The 22,342-nt window shown below is 68.4% G+C and carries 23 protein-coding genes, 2 pseudogenes and 1 riboswitch; of the genes and pseudogenes, 7 read left to right on the forward strand and 18 right to left on the reverse strand.

Features of this window, described 5'->3' with window-relative positions:
• Window positions 1-987, reverse strand: coding sequence for a ribonucleotide-diphosphate reductase subunit beta (locus tag N0A24_09190; protein MCS7173539.1), 987 nt, complete (start codon window positions 985-987; stop codon window positions 1-3).
• A gap of 15 nt (window positions 988-1,002) precedes the next feature.
• On the reverse strand, window positions 1,003-3,345 hold the full coding sequence (locus N0A24_09195) for a ribonucleoside-diphosphate reductase subunit alpha (GenBank protein MCS7173540.1): 2,343 nt from the start codon (window positions 3,343-3,345) through the stop codon (window positions 1,003-1,005).
• 103 nt (window positions 3,346-3,448) lie between these two features.
• A riboswitch (cobalamin riboswitch) is annotated at window positions 3,449-3,648 on the reverse strand.
• Window positions 3,649-3,756: 108 nt separating this feature from the next.
• Between N0A24_09195 and N0A24_09200 the strand changes: the two genes are divergently transcribed.
• Complete coding sequence (locus N0A24_09200; protein ID MCS7173541.1) at window positions 3,757-5,376, forward strand: heme o synthase; 1,620 nt, start codon at window positions 3,757-3,759, stop codon at window positions 5,374-5,376.
• A 395-nt stretch (window positions 5,377-5,771) separates the two neighbouring features.
• Here N0A24_09200 and N0A24_09205 read toward each other — a convergent pair.
• The 13 genes and pseudogenes from N0A24_09205 to N0A24_09265 all read right to left on the reverse strand — a co-directional run bounded on the left by N0A24_09205 (window position 5,772) and on the right by N0A24_09265 (window position 16,862).
• Window positions 5,772-6,173 (reverse strand): annotated as a pseudogene (locus N0A24_09205) (MarR family transcriptional regulator).
• A complete protein-coding gene (locus N0A24_09210) occupies window positions 6,095-7,363 on the reverse strand; it encodes a hypothetical protein (GenBank protein ID MCS7173542.1) in 1,269 nt (422 codons plus the stop codon). The pseudogene N0A24_09205 and the gene N0A24_09210 overlap by 79 nt, the downstream one beginning before the upstream one ends.
• Window positions 7,364-7,369: 6 nt before the next feature.
• On the reverse strand, window positions 7,370-8,320 hold the full coding sequence (locus tag N0A24_09215) for a hypothetical protein (protein MCS7173543.1): 951 nt from the start codon (window positions 8,318-8,320) through the stop codon (window positions 7,370-7,372).
• On the reverse strand, window positions 8,301-8,705 hold the full coding sequence (locus N0A24_09220) for a cytochrome c-type biogenesis protein CcmH (protein MCS7173544.1): 405 nt from the start codon (window positions 8,703-8,705) through the stop codon (window positions 8,301-8,303). Before N0A24_09220 ends, N0A24_09215 begins: the two co-directional genes overlap by 20 nt.
• A gap of 4 nt (window positions 8,706-8,709) precedes the next feature.
• Entirely contained in the window at window positions 8,710-10,761 is a 2,052-nt protein-coding gene (locus N0A24_09225) for a heme lyase CcmF/NrfE family subunit (GenBank protein MCS7173545.1), read from the reverse strand.
• A gap of 62 nt (window positions 10,762-10,823) precedes the next feature.
• Window positions 10,824-11,258 (reverse strand): hypothetical protein, encoded by a 435-nt coding sequence (locus N0A24_09230; protein ID MCS7173546.1) that lies wholly within the window; start codon window positions 11,256-11,258, stop codon window positions 10,824-10,826.
• A gap of 208 nt (window positions 11,259-11,466) precedes the next feature.
• Window positions 11,467-11,934 (reverse strand): annotated as a pseudogene (locus N0A24_09235) (chromate transporter).
• 88 nt (window positions 11,935-12,022) lie between these two features.
• Window positions 12,023-13,225, reverse strand: coding sequence for a thiolase family protein (locus N0A24_09240; protein ID MCS7173547.1), 1,203 nt, complete (start codon window positions 13,223-13,225; stop codon window positions 12,023-12,025).
• A 37-nt stretch (window positions 13,226-13,262) separates the two neighbouring features.
• Window positions 13,263-13,547 (reverse strand): hypothetical protein, encoded by a 285-nt coding sequence (locus N0A24_09245; GenBank protein ID MCS7173548.1) that lies wholly within the window; start codon window positions 13,545-13,547, stop codon window positions 13,263-13,265.
• The gene (locus N0A24_09250; protein MCS7173549.1) at window positions 13,499-14,824 is read right to left on the reverse strand and encodes a long-chain fatty acid--CoA ligase; all 1,326 of its coding nucleotides are present in this window, start codon (window positions 14,822-14,824) and stop codon (window positions 13,499-13,501) included. The genes N0A24_09245 and N0A24_09250 overlap by 49 nt, the downstream gene beginning before the upstream one ends.
• Before the next feature lie 5 nt (window positions 14,825-14,829).
• A complete protein-coding gene (locus N0A24_09255) occupies window positions 14,830-15,564 on the reverse strand; it encodes an ATP-binding cassette domain-containing protein (protein MCS7173550.1) in 735 nt (244 codons plus the stop codon).
• A 13-nt stretch (window positions 15,565-15,577) separates the two neighbouring features.
• The gene (locus N0A24_09260) at window positions 15,578-16,336 is read right to left on the reverse strand and encodes an ATP-binding cassette domain-containing protein (protein MCS7173551.1); all 759 of its coding nucleotides are present in this window, start codon (window positions 16,334-16,336) and stop codon (window positions 15,578-15,580) included.
• 7 nt (window positions 16,337-16,343) lie between these two features.
• Complete coding sequence (locus N0A24_09265) at window positions 16,344-16,862, reverse strand: hypothetical protein (GenBank protein MCS7173552.1); 519 nt, start codon at window positions 16,860-16,862, stop codon at window positions 16,344-16,346.
• A 153-nt stretch (window positions 16,863-17,015) separates the two neighbouring features.
• On the opposite strand from N0A24_09265, the gene N0A24_09270 reads away from it, so the two are divergent.
• Window positions 17,016-17,621 (forward strand): site-2 protease family protein, encoded by a 606-nt coding sequence (locus tag N0A24_09270; protein MCS7173553.1) that lies wholly within the window; start codon window positions 17,016-17,018, stop codon window positions 17,619-17,621.
• A 1-nt stretch (window position 17,622) separates the two neighbouring features.
• Here N0A24_09270 and N0A24_09275 read toward each other — a convergent pair whose 3' ends face one another.
• Window positions 17,623-18,516, reverse strand: a complete 894-nt coding sequence (locus N0A24_09275; protein MCS7173554.1) for an AEC family transporter — start codon at window positions 18,514-18,516, stop codon at window positions 17,623-17,625.
• A gap of 9 nt (window positions 18,517-18,525) precedes the next feature.
• Window positions 18,526-19,011 (reverse strand): adenosylmethionine decarboxylase, encoded by a 486-nt coding sequence (speD, locus tag N0A24_09280; GenBank protein ID MCS7173555.1) that lies wholly within the window; start codon window positions 19,009-19,011, stop codon window positions 18,526-18,528.
• Between the two features lie 329 nt (window positions 19,012-19,340).
• On the opposite strand from speD, the gene N0A24_09285 reads away from it, so the two are divergent.
• The 4 genes from N0A24_09285 to N0A24_09300 all read left to right on the forward strand — a co-directional run bounded on the left by N0A24_09285 (window position 19,341) and on the right by N0A24_09300 (window position 21,477).
• The gene (locus tag N0A24_09285; GenBank protein ID MCS7173556.1) at window positions 19,341-19,679 is read left to right on the forward strand and encodes a hypothetical protein; all 339 of its coding nucleotides are present in this window, start codon (window positions 19,341-19,343) and stop codon (window positions 19,677-19,679) included.
• A 147-nt stretch (window positions 19,680-19,826) separates the two neighbouring features.
• Window positions 19,827-20,081, forward strand: a complete 255-nt coding sequence (locus N0A24_09290; GenBank protein MCS7173557.1) for a sugar transferase — start codon at window positions 19,827-19,829, stop codon at window positions 20,079-20,081.
• Complete coding sequence (locus tag N0A24_09295; GenBank protein ID MCS7173558.1) at window positions 20,081-20,464, forward strand: sugar transferase; 384 nt, start codon at window positions 20,081-20,083, stop codon at window positions 20,462-20,464. The genes N0A24_09290 and N0A24_09295 overlap by 1 nt, the downstream gene beginning before the upstream one ends.
• 752 nt (window positions 20,465-21,216) lie before the next feature.
• Window positions 21,217-21,477 carry a dTDP-4-dehydrorhamnose 3,5-epimerase family protein gene (locus N0A24_09300; GenBank protein ID MCS7173559.1) on the forward strand — a complete coding sequence of 87 codons (261 nt, stop codon included), beginning with the start codon at window positions 21,217-21,219 and terminating at the stop codon, window positions 21,475-21,477.
• Here the strand turns inward: N0A24_09300 and N0A24_09305 are convergent.
• Window positions 21,436-22,011 (reverse strand): DUF1003 domain-containing protein, encoded by a 576-nt coding sequence (locus tag N0A24_09305; protein ID MCS7173560.1) that lies wholly within the window; start codon window positions 22,009-22,011, stop codon window positions 21,436-21,438. The two genes, N0A24_09300 and N0A24_09305, sit on opposite strands and share 42 nt — an antisense overlap.
• 33 nt (window positions 22,012-22,044) lie before the next feature.
• Here N0A24_09305 and N0A24_09310 point away from each other — a divergent pair.
• Window positions 22,045-22,342: glycosyltransferase family 20 protein (locus tag N0A24_09310; protein MCS7173561.1), on the forward strand; the 298-nt coding region annotated here is incomplete at its 3' end.

Consider the following 22,342-nt stretch of genomic DNA (forward strand, 5'->3'; position numbering starts at 1 on the left):
CTAACGGTTCCGGTCCGCGGCCACTTCATAGTGGATGTTCTTGGCCTCGAAGAAGTTCACGATCTCGGGCACGTCCACCTCCGTGGCCATCCAGGGAGCCGGATTGGGCGTATGGAAGTGCGCGCCCAGTCCCAGCTCCTCCAGCCGTCGGTCCGTGACGTACTCCACGTAACCGTTCAACACTTCCGCGCTCACCCCGAGGAGGGGCTGAGGAAGCAGGGTGCGGTGATAGGCCCGCTCCAGCTCCACCGCCTGCAGGATCAGGGCTTTAAGCTCCCGACCGAGCTGTGGGGTCAGGAGATCCGGATCCTGGCCGAGGAGCTCGGTGATGAGGTGGATGCCGAAGCTCAGGTGCAGGCTCTCGTCCTTCAGGGTCCAGTCCACGATGGTAGCGAGCCCCCGCAGGAGGTTGCGGCGGCGGAAGGTATAGGCGAACAGGAACCCGCCGTAGAAGAACACGCCCTCCAGGATCACGTAGTAGCCTACCAGGTTGCGCAGGAACCGTCGGCGGTCTTCGACCCGGGCCATGTCCAGAGGCTCCAGCATGGGTCGGGCAAGCTCCGTGAGGAACACCTCCTTGGCCTGGACCGAGGGCTCATCCCGGTGCAGTCGGAACACCCTTTCGCGGTCCACGGGCAGGGTCTTCAGCACGTACTCGAAGGCCATGGTGTGGTTGGCCTCCTCCCAGATCTGGCGGGCGAGGTACAGCCGCACCTCCGGAGCGGTCACGTGCCGGTAGATGGAGAGCGCCAGGTTGTGGGTCACCAGGGACTCCATGGGGTTGAAGAACCCCAACAGGACCTCCACGGCCCGCTTCTCCTCCCCGCTCAGACGCAGCTCCCAGTCCCGGACGTCGTCCGCAAGCGGCACCTCTTCCGGGAACCAGGTGTTACGCTTGCCCTGCTGGGCGTGGGCGTAGGCCCAGGGGTAGCGGAGGGGGAAGAGCTGGATGGGCTCGAGGGGATCGCCTCCCAGTAAACGCCGCATGGGGCACCTCCTCATCTAGGAACTGCAGGAGTCGCAGTGCACCTCACAGGTGGCGGCCTCCGCGGGCACCTCCAGGTTCCACTGGAGCCTGCGGCGGGCCTTGTTCACGGGGACGGTGCTGGGTTCCGCGAACATACGGGGGGCCATGAACAGGTAGTAGGTGCTCTTGAGCCCTGCCCTCCACGCCTCCAGGTAGACCCGCTCCAGGGTCTCGAGACGTCGATCCTGGAGGTACAGGTTGCGGGAGATCCCCTGATCCACCCATTTCTGGGCCACCGCCGCCACCCGGATGTACGCCTCGGGGGGGATCCGGTAGGCGGTGCGGTGCACTTCCCGAATGGCCTGCGGGATCTCCGCGATCTCCTCCAGGTCCCCCCGTGCCTCAAGGATGCGCGTCCGCACCCGATCCCAGAGCCCCAGCTCCTGCAGCTGTTCGACGAGCACCCGGTTGAACTCCAGGAACTTGCCCGAGAGGGTAGAGCGGGCGAAGACGTTGGCGTAGTAGGGATCAATACCGGGGGTAGTGCCTGCCAGCAGGCTGATGGTGGCGGTGGGTGCGAGGGCCATCACGGTGCCGTTGCGCATCCCGCGCCGCACCCGTTCCCGGAGCCGCTCCCAGTCCAGCCGGGCCGACCGGTCCACCCGGACCTCCCCCCGGAGCCGCGCGAGCTCCTCGAGGGTGTCCAGGGGCACCTGACCTCGGGCCCAGCGGCTCTCCGCGAAGGAAGGGAAGGGGCCCCGCTCCTGGGCCAGCTCGCAGCTGGCCGCGATGGCCTCGTAGCTGATGCGCTCCACCACCGCATCCGTGAAGGCCACCGCAGCCTCCTCCCCGTAGCGCATGCCCAGGCGCGCGAAGGCCTCCGCGAGTCCCATGAGTCCTAGGCCCACGGGGCGGTGGCGGAGGTTCCCTGCCCGGGCTCTCTCGGTGGGGTAGAAGTTCAGGTCGATGACGTTGTCCAATCCCCGCATGGCAAGCCGCACCGTGCGCGCGAGCTTGCCCTCGTCTACCCCGTTCCGGGTGAGGTGGCGGGCGAGGTTGATGCTGGCGAGGTTGCACACCGCCATCTCCTCCGGGGAGGTGGGGAGATGCACTTCGGTACACAGGTTGCTGGAGTGGATCACCCCGGCCAGCATGCTGCGGGCGTTGCTGGCGTCCTTGAAGGCGATCCAGGGGTGCGCGGTTTCCTGCAGGGCCGCGAGGATCTCCCGGAAGAGCCCCCGGGCGCTCTCCACCCGCCAGGCCCGCTCGGGGAGCCGTCCGCTCTGCGCGTCCGCGATCCTGCGGCGGTAGGCCTCCCGGAAGGCCTCGCCCCATCGCTCCGAGAGTTCCGGGGTGTAGAGGGGATCGAAGAGGTACCACGGCTCGTCCCGCTCCACCCGCTCCAGGAACTCGTCGGGGATCCACAGGGCGGTGTTGAGGCTGGGCGCCCGCAGATACGGGTCTCCCGCGTTGCGCTTGAGGTCCAGGAAGGAGCGGATCTCCAGGTGCCAGGGCTCCAGGTAGACCGCCAGGGTCCCGCGGCGCCTTCCGCCCTGGTTGATGGCCTTGATGAGGGCGTCGAAGAGGTGCACGAAGGGCACGATCCCAGAACTGGTGCCGTTGATGCCCCGCACGGGGGAGCCCACGGCCCGCAGCTTCGTCACGGAGGTGCCGATCCCGCCCGCGTACTTCGCGATCCGCCCGAACTCCACGCAGGACTGCAGGATGTGGTCCATGCCGTCGAAGACGTCCGACACGTAGCAGCTGCTGAGCTGGTGGTGGGGAGTTCCCGCGTTGAAGAGGGTGGGGGTACTGGGGAGGTAGTCGAGCCGGCTCATGGCCTCGTAGAAGCGCAGGGCCCACGCTTCAGGCTGGGCTTCCAGGAGGCTCAGGCCCATGGCGACCCGCAGGAACAGGTACTGCGGGAGCTCGAGGACCGCCCGGGTGTCCGGATCCCGAACCAGGTACCGGTCCGCGAGGGTATACAGGCCCACCAGGGGCAGGAGTTCGTCCCGCTCCGGGCAGAGGGCCGCAGCGAGCCGCCCGAGATCCAGCCGCAGCAGCCGCGCATCCAGGACCCCGATCTTCACCCCACGCCGAACGTAGGAGACAAATCCGGCCCTGTAGGTCTGCGGATCGGGCTCCGGGGTTTTGAGCACCTCCCGATACAGGAGCCGCAGGAAGAGACGACGGCCGAGCCGCTCGTAGGCGGGGTCCTCATGTACCCGGGCCTGCGCGGCTACCAGGGCCGTCTGTTCCCACCCCGCGGCACCGGTGCCCCGGAGGGCAGGGTCCTGTAGAAGACCCTCGAGGAGACGCTGGGCTCGGGGAAGGCCGTGGGTGACCTGTCCGAGCTGGGAGAGGATGGCAGCGCGCATCGGACACCTCCGTCCGAACCGGTGTGGGAATCCGCGGCGCCGCCGGAACGGACGAAGACACCCCGCTCGCGCAACTCCCGCTTCGCCCCACTCCACGAGGGCACCGCGGATTCCACCTGCCGGCAGGTCTTCGGACTCGGGTTCCTCTGGGGAGGGCACCTTCCCAGGCCACAGGCCCAGTGGCTCGTCCGCCCTATCCATCCCCCTCACCGCGGCGGGCCCGTCCCGGACTCGCACCCCCAAGGGCGCTGCACCGGCGTTCCCTTTTAACCCCCGAAGGGGACCGGCAGGCTCTATATTTTGTATTCGAACAGAACATTAGTGCCTACATATAGCGGTGTCAAGTAGGGAGGGGGTTTTTGGAATCTCCTGACCGATGCGGCGCGGGGGATTTCCGAGGATAATGGAAGCGTGACGAGGGTTCAGCGACTCAGCGTAAGCGCCCTGGGTGTGGCGGTGCTGGTGGCGGTTCTGGGCGCGATCCTGCTGGAGGTCCCCAGGTCCTGCACGGGCTGGCCTCTTTGCGGGGGGCGGGTGCTGCCGCCTGCCGGGGGGTTGGAGCTGGTGGAGTGGATTCACCGGCTTCTGGCCGCCCACCTTGTCCTGCTCGGGCTCATCCTGTGGTGGGTCACCCGGAGGGAATCCCGCGTGCTCCAAGGCCTCTTCTTTGCAACCTTCCTGGTGGTCCTCGTGGAGGCGGGAGTAGGTGCCCGGATCGCGCTGGGGGGGAGTTCGGGGTCCTGGAGTACGGTGCATCGCGTCCTGGGCATGGGTGCCGTATTCCTGCTCGGGGTTGCCTGCGTGGCCGCGTTCGCGTCGTCCCCATCGGGGTGGGACCCCAGGAGTGGCGGGCCCGTGGCCGTCCTGGGGCTGGGAGTTCTGGGACTCGCGGCGGGGGTGGACAGCAGGGTAGTGGGGGTGTGTGCGATCCTCATCGGGCTCGCCCTGCGCGGGAGGTTCGCCGGTTCCGCGGTGGGATTGTTGGGAAGCGGTGTGGCCGCTCTGGGAGCGGGGCTTGTGGGAGCCCATGCGTTGGGAATGCCGGGATTGCGGACGGCGGCGGTGGGCGCGGTGGCCAGCATCGGCGTGGTGGGGGCCCTGGGGGTGGCCGCGGGGATGAGCGGGTTCGGTCTGGGGACTTCTGCGCGCCGGGAGGGCACCGGGGAGGTTCGGGCGTATCTCGAACTCAGCAAACCCCGGATCGTGGTGCTGTTGCTCGTGACCACGGCCTGTGCCACGTTCGCGGCCGCGGGGAGGGATCTGCCGTGGGAGGTGCTGTTGGCCACGGTGGTGGGAGGGGCGCTTAGTGCCGCGGGTGCGAACGCCCTCAACCAGGTCCTGGACCGGGACGTGGACGCGGTGATGGACCGTACGAGGCACCGCCCCCTCGTGACCGGGCGGGTGGACGTTCCGAACGCACTGGCATTCGGCGTGTTGCTGGGGCTTGCGTCCTTCGGGGTGCTGGCGGTCTCCGTGAACCTCCTGGCGGCCACGTTGGCCGCCCTCGGCTACCTCTTCTACGTGCTGGTGTACTCCGTGTGGCTGAAGCGCAGCACGGACCAGAACATCGTGATCGGGGGCGCGGCGGGGGCCCTTCCGCCCCTCGTGGGGTGGGCCGCGGTGACGGATCGGGTGGACCTCCTCGCGCTGGGGATGTTCCTGGTGGTGTTCCTGTGGACGCCGCCCCACTTCTGGGCCCTGGCCTTGGTGCGGAGGGAGGACTACGCCCGGGCGGGGATCCCCATGCTGCCCGTGGTACGGGGGGAGGCCCGGACCCGGCGGGAGATCCTCGTATATACCGCGCTCCTGGTGGCCGCCACCCTGGGGATGGCGGGTCTGGGCGCCACGGGACCGCTGTACGGAGCCTCCGCGTCCCTGCTGGGCTTGCTCCTGCTGCGCGGTGCGTGGCGGCTGTATCGGCAGAGAACCCCGCAGGCCGCCTGGTCCCTGTTCAGGTTCAGCAACGCCTACTTGGCTCTGCTGTTCACGGCCCTGGTGGTGGACCGGATCCTTTTCCCGAACGTCGGTTAGCCCGCACGGCCCCCGTGGAAGGCATCCCACAGTCGGGATGCGGTTTGCGCATCCGCGGCCAGGTGGTCGGGGCAGTCCAGGCGGAGGTGTGGGATGCCGAAGGGTGCGTCCACGAAGGCGCAGTGGTGCGGCCGGTCAGGATCCGGGTGTGCGAAGGGCCGGAAGTACATGCAGCTCAGGCACATGCGGGAAGGGGGGATCTCCCCTCGCTCCTGCAGCGTTCGGATCACCTTCAACAGAACCTGTAGCAGCGCCGCCTGCTCCTGGGAGGAGAGACCCTCCACCACCTTTGCCAGGAAGTCCGGCCAGAGGGCAGCGCGGTGGGCCACCCGCCGGCCCGCGTCCGTGAGCCGGACTTCCCGGGCCCTGCGGTCTTGCGGACCGTGCCGCTTGCGCACCAAGCCCTTCCGGACGAGGGCGTCTACCGCGTCGCTGGCGGTGGGCGGTTTTACGGCCAGGACCCGTGCGATCTCCAGGACCCGCACGCCCTGGGGATCCCGGCTCAGGAGGTAGGCAAGGATCTGGGCCTGGGTGGGGGTGAGGGCGTGTGGGTAGGCATGCTCCCAGGCCTGGTGGCGGAGTGCGAGGGCGATCTTCACAAGCCCCTGCACCACCTTTTGGGCCACCCGCCCTTCCTCCTCCGCGAAAGGCTCCGACCGTGAACGGTTTCCCAGGGGTCTGGTCCCTCCTTCCGTTCCATGGTAACTCGCCCGCGGGCCTAGCCCCGCACAGCCGCGGCCATCCAGGAGACGCCCATCAACAGGGCATACACCACGGTTCCCGCAAAGAAGATCCATCCGCCCGCGGCGGCGAGGACCGGAGATCCCACCAGCACCCCGATTCCCGCGAGGCCGCTTCCGCCCACACTCAGGGCAAACGCCAGAACCCCTTCCCAGGGAAAATAGGGCGCCGAAAGCCGGGGAATCTCCTCTGCCCTCATCCCTCTCGCGTACCGGTAGTGCCACATGAGGAAAGGAGTCACCTTATACAGCTGCCCCATGATGGCCCAGCTCACCCACCCGGCGAGGACCGCAAGCCCGGACGCGGATGCGAGCCGGACTCCCTCCACCCGTACCCAGCCCACCCCCCACCCGGCCACCAAAGTCCCCAGCGCCGCGGTCTGGGCGGCGATAGCCCACCAGTGCCAGTTGGTGAGATCCGGGGCCCGCTGCCGGGCTTTGCGCAAAAAGCATATCAGGTCCCGGGCGTATGCCCATCCTCCAACGCCGCAGAGGATCGCGGCAACCCGTGCAAAGCCCACCTCCGCCCTCCAGGCGGCGACGGCTAGGAGTGCCACGGAGGTGTTCAGGAGCGCGAGGAGCCACCGAAGCGCACCATCCCCATCGAGCCGCACCCCGGTGAATCGGGGCAGCAGGTAGTACGAAACACTCACCACCAGCTGCCCGAACCATCCCACCATTCCCACGGCCGCGTGCACGCCCACCCCGGCCCACAGCAGCAGGGCCGGCGCGAATGGGAACCGCCAGTTCAGGGCCATAAGCCCCCCCCACGTGACCGTGAGGAGCAGCGCGAGCAGAGAGAGGAGCACGCCGACGAGGGGACGCAGCCACCGGCGCCGGCGGGGCACCATGCGCAGGAGCAAGGCCAAGAAGAGCCCCACGCCGGCCCATGAAATCACGCCGCCCGCCGCTACCCACCCCGCGTCCCAACGGAGGAATCCGGAGATCAGGAGGAGGAGGCCGAGACAGGTGACCGCGAACTGCACAAGGGCCGCGGATCCTGGGCGCTGGGAGATCCCCAGCATGGCGGGGAACATCTGGTGGAGGGCACCCATGGCGGTGAGGGTACCCCAGCCTAGGGTCCCTAGGTGGTTTGCAGCCAGGACGGGCCAGCCGCGGGGGGAGGTGGTGGCCAGGGCGGGCGCCACCCACGCCACCGCGGCCCCGAATAGAGGGAGCAACAGGACGGCGGTGGCCAGGAAGGGTACGGCGAAGGACATCCCGGGGAGCACCGCCAGCCGACGCATGGCCCGCTACGCCCGGACGGAAACCCTTCGGATCCACGGAAGGGCCGCGGCGCTCACCCCGATGAGAACCAGGAAGCCCACCACGAGTCCGGGAAGGGTCCGGGAGGGAGCCACAAGCCCCAAGACCTCCACCACCACCACGCTCCCCGCGGGGATCTTCTCTCCCCAGACGCGCACCACCCTTCTGCCCTGCACGGTGCGTGCTTCCCGTCCGGGGAGGGCCTCGCTGCGGATGGCCAGGGGCTCAGGAGCGAACACATCCATGGCTACCACCGGAAGCGTGACCGGAAGGGTGAAGAAGATCCGTCCGGTGCGGTGGGGCACACGATAGGAGAGGACGATCTCCCGGGGGCCAGGGGTGACCGGGAGGGAGTCCACGAGCGCCCCACGGGCGTCCACCCCCACCGGTGCCATGCCCTGCCATACGGAGATCTCCTGGGCGCCGGGGGGGAGCGGAAGCCGCACGGTTCCCTCCTCCCCCACGTAGGTGCGTGGGGCCCGGTTCATGAGCACCACCACTTCCCGGATTTCCAGCACCCCTCTGGCAACCGGCTCCAGCAGGAGCGCGCGCCGCAGGAGCACGAGATTCCGGGGATCCCGGGTGGTCTCGTACACCCGCACGGTGACCTTTAGGCTCTTTTTCCCCCCGGAGGCCATGGGGCCTTCGGTGTAGACCACGCCCCGGTAGAAGGCCTGCACCGCATATGCCCGGAAGGAGGGGTCCATCCACACCGCGAAGCGCCCCGCGGTGTCCGTGCGGGCGGCCCGCTCCTGCGGATTGCGCCCTCCGGACATCCCCAGCACCCGGATCTCTACCCCCCCCATGGGCCGGCCCGTCTCCCCGTGCACCACCCGGCCCGTGATCACGAGGGGCTCGGAGGCACGTGAGGCGCCCGGGAGAAGTCCCGGCGCGCAGACCAGCGCGAGCACAAGCGCCCTACGCAGTGTCCTCCTCATCGGACGCGTCCGCCTCGGGAGGCGTTCCTGCCCTTCTGAACCGCGCCACCACGTACGCGGTCCCGCCCAGGATGGCCAGGGCGGGCGCCAGCCAGAGGAGGGATCCCAGCCCGCGGCGGGGGGGTTCTGCGAGGATCCCTTCTCCGTACCGCTCCACGAAGTACGCCAGGATCTCGTCTGGACGTTCTCCCCGCTCGAGTTTCTCCCGGATGGTGGCCCGCATCTGGGCAGCCAGCTCCGAGGTGGATTCTGCCACGGTGCGGCCCGCGCACACGGGACACAGGAGCCGGCTCGCCACCTCCCGTACCCGGTCGTCCAGACTCTCCGGGAAGGCGATTCCCGTGAGGAGCAGCACGAGCACCACGGCGATCCCTCTCCCGAGCATCCCTTCACGCCCTCTTCCGTCGGGGCCGATCCGGCCACGCGTTGATCCCGATCCCCACTAGGAACAGGATTCCTCCCGCCCAGATCCACCGCACCATGGGGTTCACCCACGCCCGGAGGGTGGCGCGTCCGGTGGGCTCGAAGGCCTCCAGGACCACGTACAGGTCCTCCCGGAAGGTGGAGCGGATGGCGGGGCGGCTGGTGGGTTGGTCCCAGCGGGGATAGTAAAGCCGGAGGGGGCGCAGCGCCATGGTGCGCGCGCCCTCCCGGATCTCCAGCTCCGCCCAGGTGCGCTGCACACCCGGGCCTTCCTCGGACTCCAGCCCCCGATAGGCGATCTCGTACCGCCCGAGGCGGAATCCCTCCCCAGGCCTCACGGTAGCCTCCCGCTCCCGGACGTAGGCGTGGCTACCGACGATCCCCACCGCCATCATCAGGACCGCCAGGTGAACCAGGTACCCGCTCACCCGCCGGCGCTGGTCCCGGAAGAAGCGCCAGAGGGCCACCGGGTAGGGGGCCCTGTGGTGCATCCTGACCGCGGTCCCCCGGTGGAATTCCTGCAGGGTGGCCGCGGCTGCAAACGCCACCGCCGCCAGGGCCGCCACCACGCCCGGCCGCCGCAGCAGCACCCCCGCCGCGATCCCCGCCGCGAGCAGGGCCGCGAGGGGAAACCGAAACCGCATCAGGGTCTTTTGGGTCGCCCGCCGCCACGGGAGAAGGGTGGCGATCCCCATGAGGAGCAGCAGAGCGACGCCGATGGGCCCGCTCACCCGCCGGAAGTAGGGCGGTCCCACGAACACCTGGGCTCCCCGCACGGCTTCGCTGAGTACGGGAAAGAGGGTGCCCAGCAGCACCGCGAAGGCGAAGCCCAGGAACAGCACGTTGTTGAACAGGAACGCCCCTTCCCGGGAGGCGAGGGAGATCGTCACCACCCGGTCCCGCAGCCGATCCCACCTCCACGCGGTAAGCCCGAAGGATGCGCCCAGCACGCCACCCAAGTAGACGAGAAAAGGGGGTGCGATCTCGGACTGCGCGAAGGTGTGCACGGAGGCCACGAGCCCCGTGCGGGTGAGGAAGGTGCCGAGTTGCGCGAGGGCGAAGGTGAGGATCACCAGGACCGTGTTCCACGCGGCGAAGATCCCTGCCCGCTCCTGGATCAAGGCGGAGTGAAGGTAGGCGGTCCCCACGAGCCAGGGGACCAGGGATGCATTCTCCACGGGATCCCACCCCCAGTACCCGCCCCATCCCAACACCCGGTACGCCCACCACCCGCCCGCCAGGATCCCCGCGCTGAGGGCTGTCCAGGCAAACAGGGTCCAGCCTCGGGTGGCCACGACCCATTCCCGGTCCAGGCGTCCCGTGAGGAGGGCCGCCATGGCGAAGGCGTAGGGGACCGAGAACCCTACGAAGCCCAGGTACAGCAGCGGGGGGTGTACCACCATCCCGGGATCCAGCAGGAGCGGGTTGAGGCCACGGCCGTCCGGAGGTGGGACCTCGAAGACGCGAAACGGATTTTCGAAGACAGCGACCAGCACGAGGAAGAACGTGAGCACCGCCGCCAGGACGGCCACCGCGTAGGGCACCAGGGATGGGTCCGTACGGCGGTGGCGAAGCTGCGCGAGGGCCGTAAACACGCTCAGCATCCAGGTCCAGAACAGCAGCGATCCTGCCTGCCCGCCCCACAGGCCGCTCAGCCGGTACAGGAGCGGGGTGTCGAGGCTGCTGTTGCGGGCCACGTAGACCAGGGTGAAGTCGTGCGCGAGGAGCGCCATGAGAAGGGCCATCAGGGCCACGGAGAGGAAGAGGGCGGGCGTGAGGGCCGCGTAAAGGCCGCTGGCGAGCCATGCAGGAGAGGCGCGCCGCAGGCCGTAGGTCAGGGCTCCGATCGCGTAGAGGGTAGAGGCGAGGGCGATCCACAGGGAGGCCGCTCCCACCAGGGCAAGGCCCTCCCCCCGAAGGCCCCAGAGGGCCATCGCGAGGCCCGCACCCATCAAAGCGGCCGCACCTACCCCCGCCCACCGCCGGCCCGCGGGCGGTGCGGCCGCGATCGTTTCCATGTGCTCCTCCCGCGCTTCCCGGAGTCAGCCCTATTATGGCACGGCCGCGCGGGAGGCCGACGTTACCGTGCTTCCGCGATGAGGCGCAGGAGTTCCGCTACCCCTCTTGCCGCGTTCTTCCGCTGAGCGAGATCCCGGCTGCGGAGGCCCTTGACCGCGAGCTCGTCCGCGGCCTCCGCCACCAGGATCCAGCTCATGCCCGCCCGATCGGCGCGTAGGTCTACGAGGATCCCCTGCCCCTCACACACGTGCCCCCAGGCCCGGTTGAAGTTGCGGCCTCGGGGCCCCTCGAGGCAGTTCAGGGCGTGTCCCAGGTGTTGCTCCACATAGCTCATGGAATCCCCGCCCGCGGCAAACCCCGCATGGGTGGCCGCGGTTCGGGCCTGGACCTTCCAGGCCGGTTCCCCGCCTCCCGCGGGCTGCTGCTCGTGGTAGGAGGCGGAGGCCGCGGCTGCAAGCCCCACCACCGCGAGGACGGCCACCACGATCCTGCGCATGTTCCGCACCTCCCTTCGGATTTCGTGGATCATCCTGGGAGGGGAGGTTCACGGATCTGTCACAGGCCCCGGGCCACCATTCCCGCACAGCGTCTCCAGGGTGAAGGGAACCGCAGCCGCGGTTTGGAGGACCTGCCGCCACGGGAAGAAGGACCAGGGCGGCTCCGGAAGCCGCCCCGCACCGCAGGAGCATCACCGCGCCTCCGCTCAAAGCCAGCAGCGCCAGCTCGTGCACCCCCAGCAGGTTGAGGCCAAGACTTAGGAGGGCAAATGGGGCGGTGAGCCCGTCTTTGAGGGCGGTGCGGCCCAGACCCCACAGGGCTGAGGCCAGGATGGCCACCATCACGGGCTTGGCCCCGCAGAAGGCCATGCCCGCTTCCGGAAGCAATCCAAACCGTACGTACGCCCAGGCCAGGGCAAGCACGATGAGGGAAGCGGGCAGGATGAAGCTGAGGCCTGTCGCCACAAGCCCCAGATATCCCGCCCGGGCGTACCCGATGTGGATGGCCATCTCCGTGGAGTTGGGGCCGGGGATGAGGTGGGTGGCGCCGAGCAGATCCAGAAACTCCTGGTCCGTCATCCACCGCCAGCGGTGTACCACCTCCTCCCGCATCAGGGCGATGTGCACCGCGGGTCCGCCGAAGGCGGTGGCCCCCAGGCGCAGGAAAAGGAGCACCACCGCTCGAAGGTCGCTGGACCTGCGGGGCTGCCCATGGCCTCAGCTTGGGGCAAACCGGGCGCCTCCCGCAACCGGGGCGGCGCGTTCAGCCTACCCGGAGGACGAGGGCAGCGGCGCTGTCACCGGCCGCGCAGCCGGAGAACAGGCCGTATCCTCCGCCCGCGAGCACCAGCTCCTCGATGAGCTCCATGACGAGCCGCATGCCCGTGGGTGCCTGCGGATGTCCGTACACCAGGGAGCTGCCGTAGTTGTTGAAAGCCTCCGGCGGGATCTCCAGGGCCTTCGCGAAGTACAGGTCGTTGACCGCGAAGGGGTTGTGGGTCTTGAGAGCCCGCAGGTCCGGGATTTTCAGATCGGCCACGGCGAGGGCTCGCCTCGCTGCCTCCGCGGTGGCTTCGGGCATGTACCCTTTTCGCACGCGGGCCTGGGCGAAGGCCACGAGCCGCACCGGAATCCCGGGGTTCCGGCTGAGCACCGCGGCCCGCTCCTCGGTGGCCACGATCATCCCGCAGTTCCCGTCCGCGGGGTGGGTCTGGGTCCCATAGGTTACCGTCCCCTCCGGGAGCACGGGGGCTAGGCGGGCGAGGCCTTCCGCAGTGGTGGGGTGCACGCCCTCGTCCCCCGTCACCGTGGCAAGCGGCTTTCGTCCCGAGGGATCCAGCACCTCGATGGGAGTCACCAGGTAGCGCCGCTGGAAAGCGGCAGCGTCCGCGAGGGCGTCCTGATACTGCGCATACCGGAGCAGGGTGAGCTCCTCCTGGGCCTTGCGGGTGAACCCGTTCTCTCGGGCCACCCGCTCCGCGGTCTCGATCTGGGCATTGCGCGCGTAGGGATCCAGGAAGAAGTTGTCCCAGACCCAGTTCTCGCTCTCCCCTGTCCCCCCCGGGCCCAGGGGGTTCGGATAGTAGACGTGGGGCCCGTTGCTGGTGCGGTCGCAGGTGATGGTCAGGATGGCTTGGGCTCCGCCCACCTCGATCTCCGCGGCCGCGTCCGCCATGACCCGCGCCGCGGTGGCGCAGGCTTGGCTGAGGGTGGGGCCCGTCAGGAGCTCGGCCCCTAACAGCCCCGCGAGCCACGGAGCTCCGAAGAAGGCATGCTTGGCCGGCACGGTCATCCCGAGCCGGAGTCCGTCGAAGGCCGTGGGCGGGATTCCCCGTTCGCCCAGAGCCCGCCGGGCGATCTCCGCGGCGAACAGGATGGGGTGGAGGTGGGCGAAGCTACCCTGCCACCGCACGAAGGGGGTAGACCAGTAGCCGCCGTACGGGATGAACACCCGGTGGAACCGCACGATCTTCCCTCCCTCACGGGGCTTTCGTGGTCTGCTCCTACTTCAGGCGCTCCTCCTCCCGGAGCTCCCGGCGGAGCAGCTTGCCTACCTTGGACTTCGGCAGCATGTCGCGGAACTCCATGTAGTCCGGCACCTCGTAGGGTGCCAACCGTTCCCAGCACCACCGCAGGAGCTCGTACGCGGAGATCCCCCGCAGATCCTCCTTGAGGACCACGAAGGCCTTGATCCGTTCCCCCGTCTCTGCGTCCGGCACGCCCACCGCGCATGCGGCGATCACCGTAGGGTGCTCCTGGAGCACGGACTCCACCCGGGCAGGTGCCACCCGGTAGCCCTGCTTCTTGATGAGGTCTGCGGACCGGTCCACGGAGTAGAGCCACCCGTCCGCATCCCGGCGCAGGATGTCCCCGGTTCGGTACCACACGCGTCCTTCGTGCACGAGAAGGCCCGCTGGGTCTCCTCGGGCCTGTTCCAGTAGGCGGTAGGAAGGTTCGGGCCGGATACGAGGAGCTCCCCGGGCTCGCCCGGGGAGCACGGCCGTAGGGTCTCGGGATCTACGATCCGCACCTCCCTCCCTCGCACCACCTGCCCCACGGTTCCTTCCGGGAACGGCGGTCCCGCAGGGGTCATGGAAATGGCCCCGCACGCCTCTGTGGCTCCGTAGCCCTGATGGATCTCCAGACCGAACCGCGTCTTCCACCGCCGGGCCAGCTCCGGGGGGAGGGCGTCGCCCGCGGAGAAGCAGTAGCGGAGGGAGCGTAGGTCGTATGCGTCCAGCCGGGGGTGCTCCAGGATGGTCCGGTACAGGGTGGGGGTACCGAAGAGGGTGGTGACCCGGTACCGCTGGATGTGATCCAGGAAGGCGTCCCAGTTCATCCGCGGCAGCAACACGAGGGTCTCCCCAGCCAAAAGCGCCCCGAGGCCCTGGGCTTGGCCCAGGATGTGGTACAAGGGAGCCCCCTGGATGACCGTGTCCGACCCCAGGGGGACGGCCCCGAGGGTTCCTCCCGTGTACAGCAACTCGCACAGTCCCTCCGGCCCCTCTACGCCTTCGGATGGCCTGCCCGGCCTCCGGGACCGGGTGGGGCCCGCTAGGATCTCCTGGAAGGTGAACACCGACCCAGCTAGCCGCACCCGGCCCGTGGGCAACCGGTCGAGGGCTTTCCCCACCGCCCGCTTCCACCACGGGAGGAGGTCTCCGATCCCGGTCACCACCACGCACCGGAGATCGACCTCCTGCTGAACCCGGGCCGCATACCCGAACAGGGTATCCGCGCAGAACAACACCGAGGCGCCCGCGTCCTGCGCCACGTACGCCACATCCCGCGGCCCGTACTGCGGGGAGACGGGAACCGCCACCACGCCCCGCCGCCGGAGGGCGAGCCAGGTTACCACCCATTGGGGGCAGTGCGGCATGTACAGCAGGACACGCTCTCCGGCCTCCACCCCCAGGCGCTCCAGCCCCCGGGTCAGGCGGTCCACCAGGTCCTCCAGATCCCGGAACCGGTATCGCTCTCCCAGGTACACCATGGCGGTGTGCCCCGCCCGGTCCCGGGCCACTTTCCGGAAGGTCTCGTCCAATTCCGATACGTCTTCGGGCATCGCTCTCACCGCCGTCCGCCGGCTCCGAAGTACGCACTGAGCACTTCCGGACGGCCGAGGAGTTCCTCCCGGGTTCCGGAGAACACGAGGGCACCGCTTTCGAGCACATATCCCCGATCCACCACCGGGAGGATGGCCCGCGCATACTGCTCTGCCACCAGCACGGAGAGGCCCTGCCGCCGGATGTCTCCGATGACCCGGACGATCTCCTCCTGGAGGGCCGGGCTCAGACCCAGGAGGGGCTCGTCCAACAGCAGCCACCGGGGCCGGGCCACCAGGGCCATGCCAATGGCCACCATCTGCTGTTCCCCGCCGCTGAGCATGCCCGCGGGCTTCTGCCACAGCCTCCGCAGCGGAGGCATCAACGTACAGGCGAAGGCGACGCCCTCCTCCACCTCCCGGGCCGGCCGGAGGTACCCGCCTACTCGGAGATTCTCCCCCACCGTGAGGTCGCGGAACACCGCATGGCGTTCCCGGCACAGAACGAGGCCCCTTCGCACCCGAGGGGGGACCTCCCACTCCGTGATGTCCAGTCCATCCAGGCGCACTGTGCCCAGGACCGTGACTCGGATTCCGCCCCGTCGCTGCTCCCGGCGCCCGTACATGAGGGTCAGGCCCGCCACGGTGTTCAGTAGGGTCGTCTTCCCCGCCCCGTTGGATCCAAAAACTCCCACCACCTCCCCCGGGCGGACTTCCAGGCTTACCTCGTTGAGCCCCGGGGCGTTCTCGTAAAAGACCACGAGGCGCTGGACCTCAAGCAGGAGCTGCCACCTCCTTCCCCAGGTAGGCTCTTCGAACCTCCTCGTGCGCCATGACCTCCGTGGGAGATCCTTCCGCGATCTTCCGGCCGAAGTCGAGGACCACGACCCTTCCGACCACCTGGAACGGCTCCACGAGCCCGTGCTCCACGAGGACCAGGGAGCGTCCTTCCTCCCTGAGCCGGATCAGGACAGGGATGAGGCTACCAGCTTCCGCGGGGCTCATGCCGGAGAACAGCTCGTCGAGCAGCAGGAGTTCCGGATCCAGTGCAAGGCAGCGCGCCAGCTCGAGCCGTTTCAGGTATCCGTGCGGGAGCTCCGCTGCAGGTTTGTACACCGCCGCCGCGTCCCGCTCGAATCCCACCTCCTCCAGAAGATCCAGGGCTACTTCCTCCCGGCGTCCGTATCCGCTTCCCAGCCGTCCCCGGGCTCTTGCGGAGCAAAGCGGGATCACCACGTTCTTGAAGGCGGGCAGGTGGTAAAAGGGACGGGGCGTCTGGAAGCTGCGCACGATCCCCAGGCGCACGCGGTCTTCGGGGGAAAGCCAGGTGATGTCGCGGCCCCGGTAGAGAATCCGCCCCCTCTCGGGCCGCACGAAACCGGTGATGAGGTTGATGAGGGTCGTCTTGCCGGATCCGTTGGGCCCGATGATTCCCAGGGCCTCGCCGGGCTGCACCTCCAGGCTCACCCCGTCCACAGCCCGGACTCCGCCGAAGGTCTTGCTAAGGCCCTCCGCGATCAGCACGTGCTCCATGGAGCCTTCAGACAGATACCCACCGTTCGAACTGGTGATATCGCCTGCGCGCCAGGGCGAAAAGCCCCTCCGGCACCCCCACGAGGGCCACCACGAGCACCGTGCAGTAGGCCACCACCCGCAGGGTGCCGAACGCACGCAGCACTTCCGAGAGGGGGACCAGGAGCGCGGCCCCTACCGCTGCCCCCGCGAGGACCTCCGATCCACCCAACACCGCGGAAGTCAGGGGCAGCACGGAGTACTCCAGGGAGAAGGCGGACATGCCCACCACGTGGTAATGGGTGGCCAGCACCCCTCCCGCGAATGCGGCCGGAAGCGCTCCCACCACCAGAGCGAGGAATTTCCACCGTCCTACGGGAATCCCTGAGGCTCTAACTCCCACGTCGTTGTCCCGGATGGCCCGGAGGACAAGCCCATGGTCGCTGTCCAGGTTCGCGGCGAAATACTCGCTCTGCAGACCCATGCGGAAGAGGTACCGGTACTTGCTCGGGTCGCTGGCAACGCGCTGCTCAAACAGCGGTGTCATGGCTATGGTGACGATGTAGGGCGAGCCCTACCCTCACGTCAATCCGCCGTTTGCACTAGAGCTCAGCGCGGTTTCCAGCGCGCCGCTCGCAGGAGGTGGAGCGCTCCGGGACCCGTTGCGCGCCAGGATCGAAAGTGGTTTGCTAGGCGCGGGATGCTCGGGCTGGAGCTTTCCCACCTCCTTGCCACCGCGCTGGCGCTGCTGGTGGCGGCCACCGCGCACGAGTACGCCCACGCCTACGTGGCCGTGCGCCTGGGGGATCCTACTCCCAGGCGCCTGGGCCGCCTCACCCTCAACCCCCTCGCTCACCTGGATCCCTGGGGAACCCTCCTCCTGTTGCTCGCAGGGTTCGGGTGGGCGAAGCCCGTACCCGTGAACCCTGCCTACTTTCCCGATCCCAGACGGGGGATGCTGCTCGTGGCCGCGGCAGGTCCCGCGGCCAACCTGATCCTGCTGATGGCCCTCGGGGCCCTCGCCCGCACGGGCATCCTTCCGGAGTTGGGGGGGCTTGGGGCCCTGTGGCTTCGCCTGCTCTACGTGAACGCGGTGCTGGCGGTCTTCAACCTCCTCCCCGTGCCCCCTCTGGACGGTTCCCGCATCCTGTGGGCGTTCCTTCGGGGCGAGGGGGAAACACTCTACCTACGCCTCCAGCCCTATGGCCCCCTGGTCCTCCTCGGGCTTTTGCTCCTGGGGTGGCTCGATCCTGTGATCCGGGCGCCCGTCCTCTGGCTCGTCCGCTGGGCCGCGGGCGGGGGGTGATCTAGGTCAGCCAAGCGAGAAGCGCGGTGAGGGTGGCGAAGCTCCCCAGGGTGGTGGCCACCACCACGCCCGCCACGAACCCAGGGTCGCACCGGAACTCCGAGGCGTACAGGAACGCGTTCACCGCGGAGGGCATGGCTGCCTGCAGGATGACCACCCGGCGGGCGAGGCCTTCCAGACCTACGAGGTGCGCAAGGCCCGTGGCGAGGAGCGGGGAGGCCACCAGGCGCAGGAGCACCACGAGGCCTAGCGGCCGGGACCACCGGAGGGTGCGGGGATGCGCCAGCTGAAGGCCGAGGGTGACGAGGAGGAGAGGGATAGCCCCCGCCGCGAGCAGGCGCACGGCCCGCTGGACGGGTTCTGGAGGGGTCCAGCGGAGGAGCAGGGCCAGGAGGGCCGCGGTGGCCGCGTACACCACGGGGAGCTCCAGCACGCTCCGGAGGGCGCGGCGCACCTCCCCGTCCGCTCCCCAGGCGGCCACGAGGCTTCCCAGGAACGTCCCCACCGTCCCCGTGGTGACGAACACCAGGAGGGCCAAGCGCAGTCCCTCTTCCCCGAAGGCCAGGAGATTCAGGGGCAGGCCGTAGTTGCCCGCGTTGTACATCACCACGGGCAGCAGGAAGGCGCCCGTTTGTGGCCGGTCCAGCTTCAGGAAGCGGGCGGCGATCAGCCCGGCGAACAGGAGGCCGAGGAAGTGGAGGAGCACGGTCAGAAAGAGGGGAAAGGCGTGCGCCGCCAGGGAGCTGCTGCGCAGGAGGGAGTCGAAGACCAGGGCTGGGCTGAAGAGGTACATGGACACCGCGGAAAGGGATCGGACGTCTACGGGCCGACGCCGGCCGAGCCAGGCACCGAGACCCGTGAGCAGGGCCACGGGGAGCACCACCTGGAACAGCATGAGGCTGCGTTACGGGGAGGCCGGGGCGTTCGCAGGGGGGCGCCGCTTGCGCCTCCGGATGCGGGATTTCTCCCTCGAGGAGCCGTTGCCCGGTTGCGGCAGCTCCTCCTCCCAGGTGACGATGCTGTGGAAGTACACGTGATCCCCCTCATCAAGCCCGCGGGTGACCTCTGTGATGTGCACGTTCTTGGCCCCGAACTCCCGCAGGGCGTACTTCACCGCCTCCTCGGGCTGAGCCGTATCCCCACAGGTGAAGATGTCCAGGGCCACGTACCCCACCTCCGGCCAGGTGTGGACGGAGAGGTGGGACTCTGAGATGACCACCACCCCGCTCACGCCCGTGGGCGTGAACCGGTGGAAGGAGATGGCCCAGATCTGTACCCGGGCCACCTGGGCCGCCCGGGTGAGGATCTGCTCCACCCGTTCCACCCGGCTGATGACCTCGGGATCGCAGCCGGAGGCCTCCACGATGTAGTGGTGCCCCACGGTGTCCACCACGGGCGTTCCTCCCCTGTCCACGGGTTCCCTCCTTCACCGGTCGTGGGTCCGTCCCGGTCTCAACCCCCTCACCTGAGCCCTTTCGGCTCCCAAACACAGAGAACCCCAGGTGCCCGCGCACCCAGGGGAATCCAGGATCGAAGCACCCCGCATGCGACACAAGCTGCGGGGCGCCCTCACCGCGAACATGCTACGGAATGGGAGGAGGGAGGGTCAAGCCCTTGCCCGGTCCGTTCATCCCGGATCGCCCGCAGGAATGTGCAGTCCCCGCGCCAAGATCTATCCACCGGGTTTGGCAACGTCCTTGCTCCGGTAGAAGGGACGCCATGCTCCGGAAATACGGTACGAACTTTGCATGCTTGCTCTACCTGCTGGACCTGGGTTGGGTGCTCCTGGCCCTCTGGATAGCGCAACGGCTGCGGATCCTCCTGCCCCTCTCAGGCCCCATCTCCGAGCGGGCGGCCCACGTCCCGGAGGTGGTGTACCTCCTGGCTGTGGGGCTCTTTGCCGTAGTCCTGCCCCTTCCTGGTCTCTACGACCCCCATCGCACCGTGCGGTTCACGGACGAGACTCAGAGAGTGATCCTGGCCGTGGCCATCGGATCCCTGGCCCTGGCGAGCTCTCCTACCGCGGGGTTTCCCGCATGGTCTTCTGGTACACCGTGATCCTGACGGCAGCCTTCCTGGTGGGGTCCCGGGCCGGATTCCGGCTGTTCGACCGTGTGCGCGGACGTTCCGACTTGGCCCCTCCACGGGTGGTGGTGGCGAGGGAGCTGGGTCGGCTGTGCGCGAAGCTGGCTGCGCGCAAGAGGGGTGGAAGTCCTCGGATTTGTGGACGACGATTCAACGAACCAGGAGACTCTGGAAGACGGCTTGCCGGCCCTCGGGCCTCTGGAACTGTTGCTGGTGGTCCTTTCTCCGGTCATGGCCGTGGTGGCCCTGCTCATCCGACCGGACGGCCCGGGGCCCGTACTGTTGCGCCAGAAGCGGGTGGGCGAGAACGGCCGGATCTTTACCATGTACAAGTTCCGCACCATGGTCCCGGATGCGGACGCCTCCAAGGCTTAGTGAACGTCTACACGGAGTCCGGGAAAGTGATCCACAAGCGGCCGGACGATCCCCGGGTGACCCGAATCAGCCGGTGGCTGCGTCGGTATAGCCTGGATGAGCTCCCGCAGCTCATAAACGTCCTGAAAGGCGAGATGAGCCTCGGAGGGCCCCGGCCGGAGCTCCCCTGGATCGTGGAGCAGTGCGAGCCCTGGCAGTACCAGCGGCTGAGCGTGCCGCCCGGCATGACGAGCTGGTACGTGGTCAACGGCCGGAGCCACGTCCCCATGCACCTCAACACGGAGGAAGACCTGAAGTACATCCGGGATTATTCCCTCCTCACAGACCTCAAGATTCTGTGGAAGTCCGTGGGTGCGGTGCTGCGGGGAAGAGGGGCGTACTGACGGAAGGGGTGAGGCCATTTCAGGTCCTCCGGGTGCGTGTGGACTGCACCAGTTACGAAGAGGCCACAGAACGAGTGCTGAGCTGGGCCCGGCGGGGGGAGTCGCGGTATGTGTGCGTGGCCACGGTCCACACGGTTATGGAGGCCTGGGACGACCCTTCCTTCCGCGCGGTGGTCAACGGCGCGGACCTGGTGACGCCCGACGGGATGCCGCTGATGTGGATGCTGCGCAGGCTGGACTACCCGGGCCAGCGGCGCGTCTACGGGCCCACCTGTGCGACCGCTTCCTGGCGGAGGGCTGGGAGGTGGAGGCGGTGGGCAGCCTCCTCACGGGCGACCTTGTCCGGGAGGTGGTCGGAGTGCGGGTCGCGGTGGTGTACGGTCCGCTGCCGCAAGACGCCCCGCGCCGCCGCTGCCCGGACATCTCCCGCGCGCGAACGCTGGTGGGGTGGGAGCCACACGTCCCGCTGATCGAGGGGCTCCGGCGCCCGGTGGAGCGAAGTACTTCCGCTGGCCTGGATCACCGTAGCGCCGCGGAGTGCGCCTGTTGCGAACGTATGTGTGGTAACATGGTTGAAATGTGGCAGGTAGGTCTGCGACAGAGGTGGAGGCGGGCATGGCACAGGGGACGCTGGAGGAGCGGGTGGCTTACCTTAGCTGACCCGGCAGTTCATGTGGACCGTGGGGGTCCAGATCACCGTCCTGGTAGCGGTGGTGGGTGCTTTGGCCGCTGCCCTGTTCCGGGGATGAGCGGTGCCGTTCGAGTTCACACGCCTGGAAATCCCTGAGGTCGCCCTGGCCCGTGCCGGGCCTTTCGCGGACGCGCGGGGTTTCTTCATGGAGGCATACAAGAGGTCAGAGTTCGAGGCCCACGGGATTGTGGCCCCCTTCGTGCAGGACAACTTCTCCCGCTCGGTGCGGTGCGGAAAAACCAGGGCAAATCCGAGCCCTGAACCAGCTGGGGTGAAGACTTCATCCGTTGGGGTTGACTCCTCCTTCGGGCCCGCCCGGTGAAACCCGCTTCTCCAGGTAGTGAAGGACGCGCAGGATCAACTCGTTCTGGTGCTCGATGGCGGCAGTCTGGTGCTCCAGATGGAGCAGGATCGCTTCCACTTCTCGCTCTGCCTTCTGGTTAATTTCGAAGTCCGCCTCTGCCCGCAGCTCGCTGTGACGGTTGAGCAGGTTCTGTCCCACCATGATGAGGGGCATGAGGAGGATCTGGATCATGTTGGAGATAAAGAGCCACAGTACAAAGGCCGGAGCAGGATCGAAGCGCAACTTCCGGGGGCCCAGCGTGTTCCACAGGAGCCATCCCACCGTCCAGGCGGCGATGATCAAGAAGAAGCCTGGGCTGCCGACCCGGGTGGTGACGGTAAGCGCCAGGCGTTCAAGGGGTGTGAAGCGTTCCCGGAGCTCCCGGTTGACGTCCCGTACCGGAGGATGGGCGTGTGTCCAGTGGGGGACGAGACGGCGGGTGCCGTCCGCGAGCACGTGCTCGACGAGTTGGACTTCGTCGCGAAACCGACGCAGGAAGATCTCCCCGATCATGTCTGCCCCCCCCGCAGGGCACGGCCCAGGATCTTGTGGAAAGTGTACTATGGTCCTGCCATGCCTTTTACCGTGAAGGACTTCCAGGACCTGCTGCGGCTGCTCCAGCAGCACCCCGAGTGGCGGGACCAGCTGCGCCAGGTGCTGCTCATCGACGGGCTCCCGGGCGCCATCCAGGAGCTCGCGCAGGAAGTGCGTCGGCTTGCGGAGATCCAGGCCCGGACCGAGCGGCGGGTGGGACGTCTGGAGGAGCGGGCCGACCGTCTGGAACAGGCCCTTGCCAGGCTTGCCGAAGCCCAGGCCCAGACCGAGCAGGAACTCCGGGCCCTCG

The sequence above is a fragment of the Armatimonadota bacterium genome, from assembly GCA_025059775.1.
In the GTDB taxonomy this organism is placed as follows: domain Bacteria; phylum Sysuimicrobiota; class Sysuimicrobiia; order Sysuimicrobiales; family Sysuimicrobiaceae; genus Sysuimicrobium.

Bases quoted from the DNA above. Each gene is read 5' to 3' on its own strand.
- N0A24_09190 (MCS7173539.1), bottom strand. From the start codon at position 987: ATGCGGCGTTTACTGGGAGGCGATCCCCTCGAGCCCATCCAGCTCTTC.
- N0A24_09195 (MCS7173540.1), bottom strand. From the start codon at position 3,345: ATGCGCGCTGCCATCCTCTCCCAGCTCGGACAGGTCACCCACGGCCTT.
- N0A24_09210 (MCS7173542.1), bottom strand. From the start codon at position 7,363: ATGCGTCGGCTGGCGGTGCTCCCCGGGATGTCCTTCGCCGTACCCTTC.
- N0A24_09215 (MCS7173543.1), bottom strand. From the start codon at position 8,320: ATGAGGAGGACACTGCGTAGGGCGCTTGTGCTCGCGCTGGTCTGCGCG.
- N0A24_09220 (MCS7173544.1), bottom strand. From the start codon at position 8,705: ATGCTCGGGAGAGGGATCGCCGTGGTGCTCGTGCTGCTCCTCACGGGA.
- N0A24_09225 (MCS7173545.1), bottom strand. From the start codon at position 10,761: ATGGAAACGATCGCGGCCGCACCGCCCGCGGGCCGGCGGTGGGCGGGG.
- N0A24_09230 (MCS7173546.1), bottom strand. From the start codon at position 11,258: ATGCGCAGGATCGTGGTGGCCGTCCTCGCGGTGGTGGGGCTTGCAGCC.
- N0A24_09250 (MCS7173549.1), bottom strand. From the start codon at position 14,824: ATGCCCGAAGACGTATCGGAATTGGACGAGACCTTCCGGAAAGTGGCC.
- N0A24_09260 (MCS7173551.1), bottom strand. From the start codon at position 16,336: ATGGAGCACGTGCTGATCGCGGAGGGCCTTAGCAAGACCTTCGGCGGA.
- N0A24_09265 (MCS7173552.1), bottom strand. From the start codon at position 16,862: ATGACACCGCTGTTTGAGCAGCGCGTTGCCAGCGACCCGAGCAAGTAC.
- N0A24_09270 (MCS7173553.1), top strand. From the start codon at position 17,016: ATGCTCGGGCTGGAGCTTTCCCACCTCCTTGCCACCGCGCTGGCGCTG.
- N0A24_09275 (MCS7173554.1), bottom strand. From the start codon at position 18,516: ATGCTGTTCCAGGTGGTGCTCCCCGTGGCCCTGCTCACGGGTCTCGGT.
- N0A24_09285 (MCS7173556.1), top strand. From the start codon at position 19,341: ATGCTCCGGAAATACGGTACGAACTTTGCATGCTTGCTCTACCTGCTG.
- N0A24_09305 (MCS7173560.1), bottom strand. From the start codon at position 22,011: ATGATCGGGGAGATCTTCCTGCGTCGGTTTCGCGACGAAGTCCAACTC.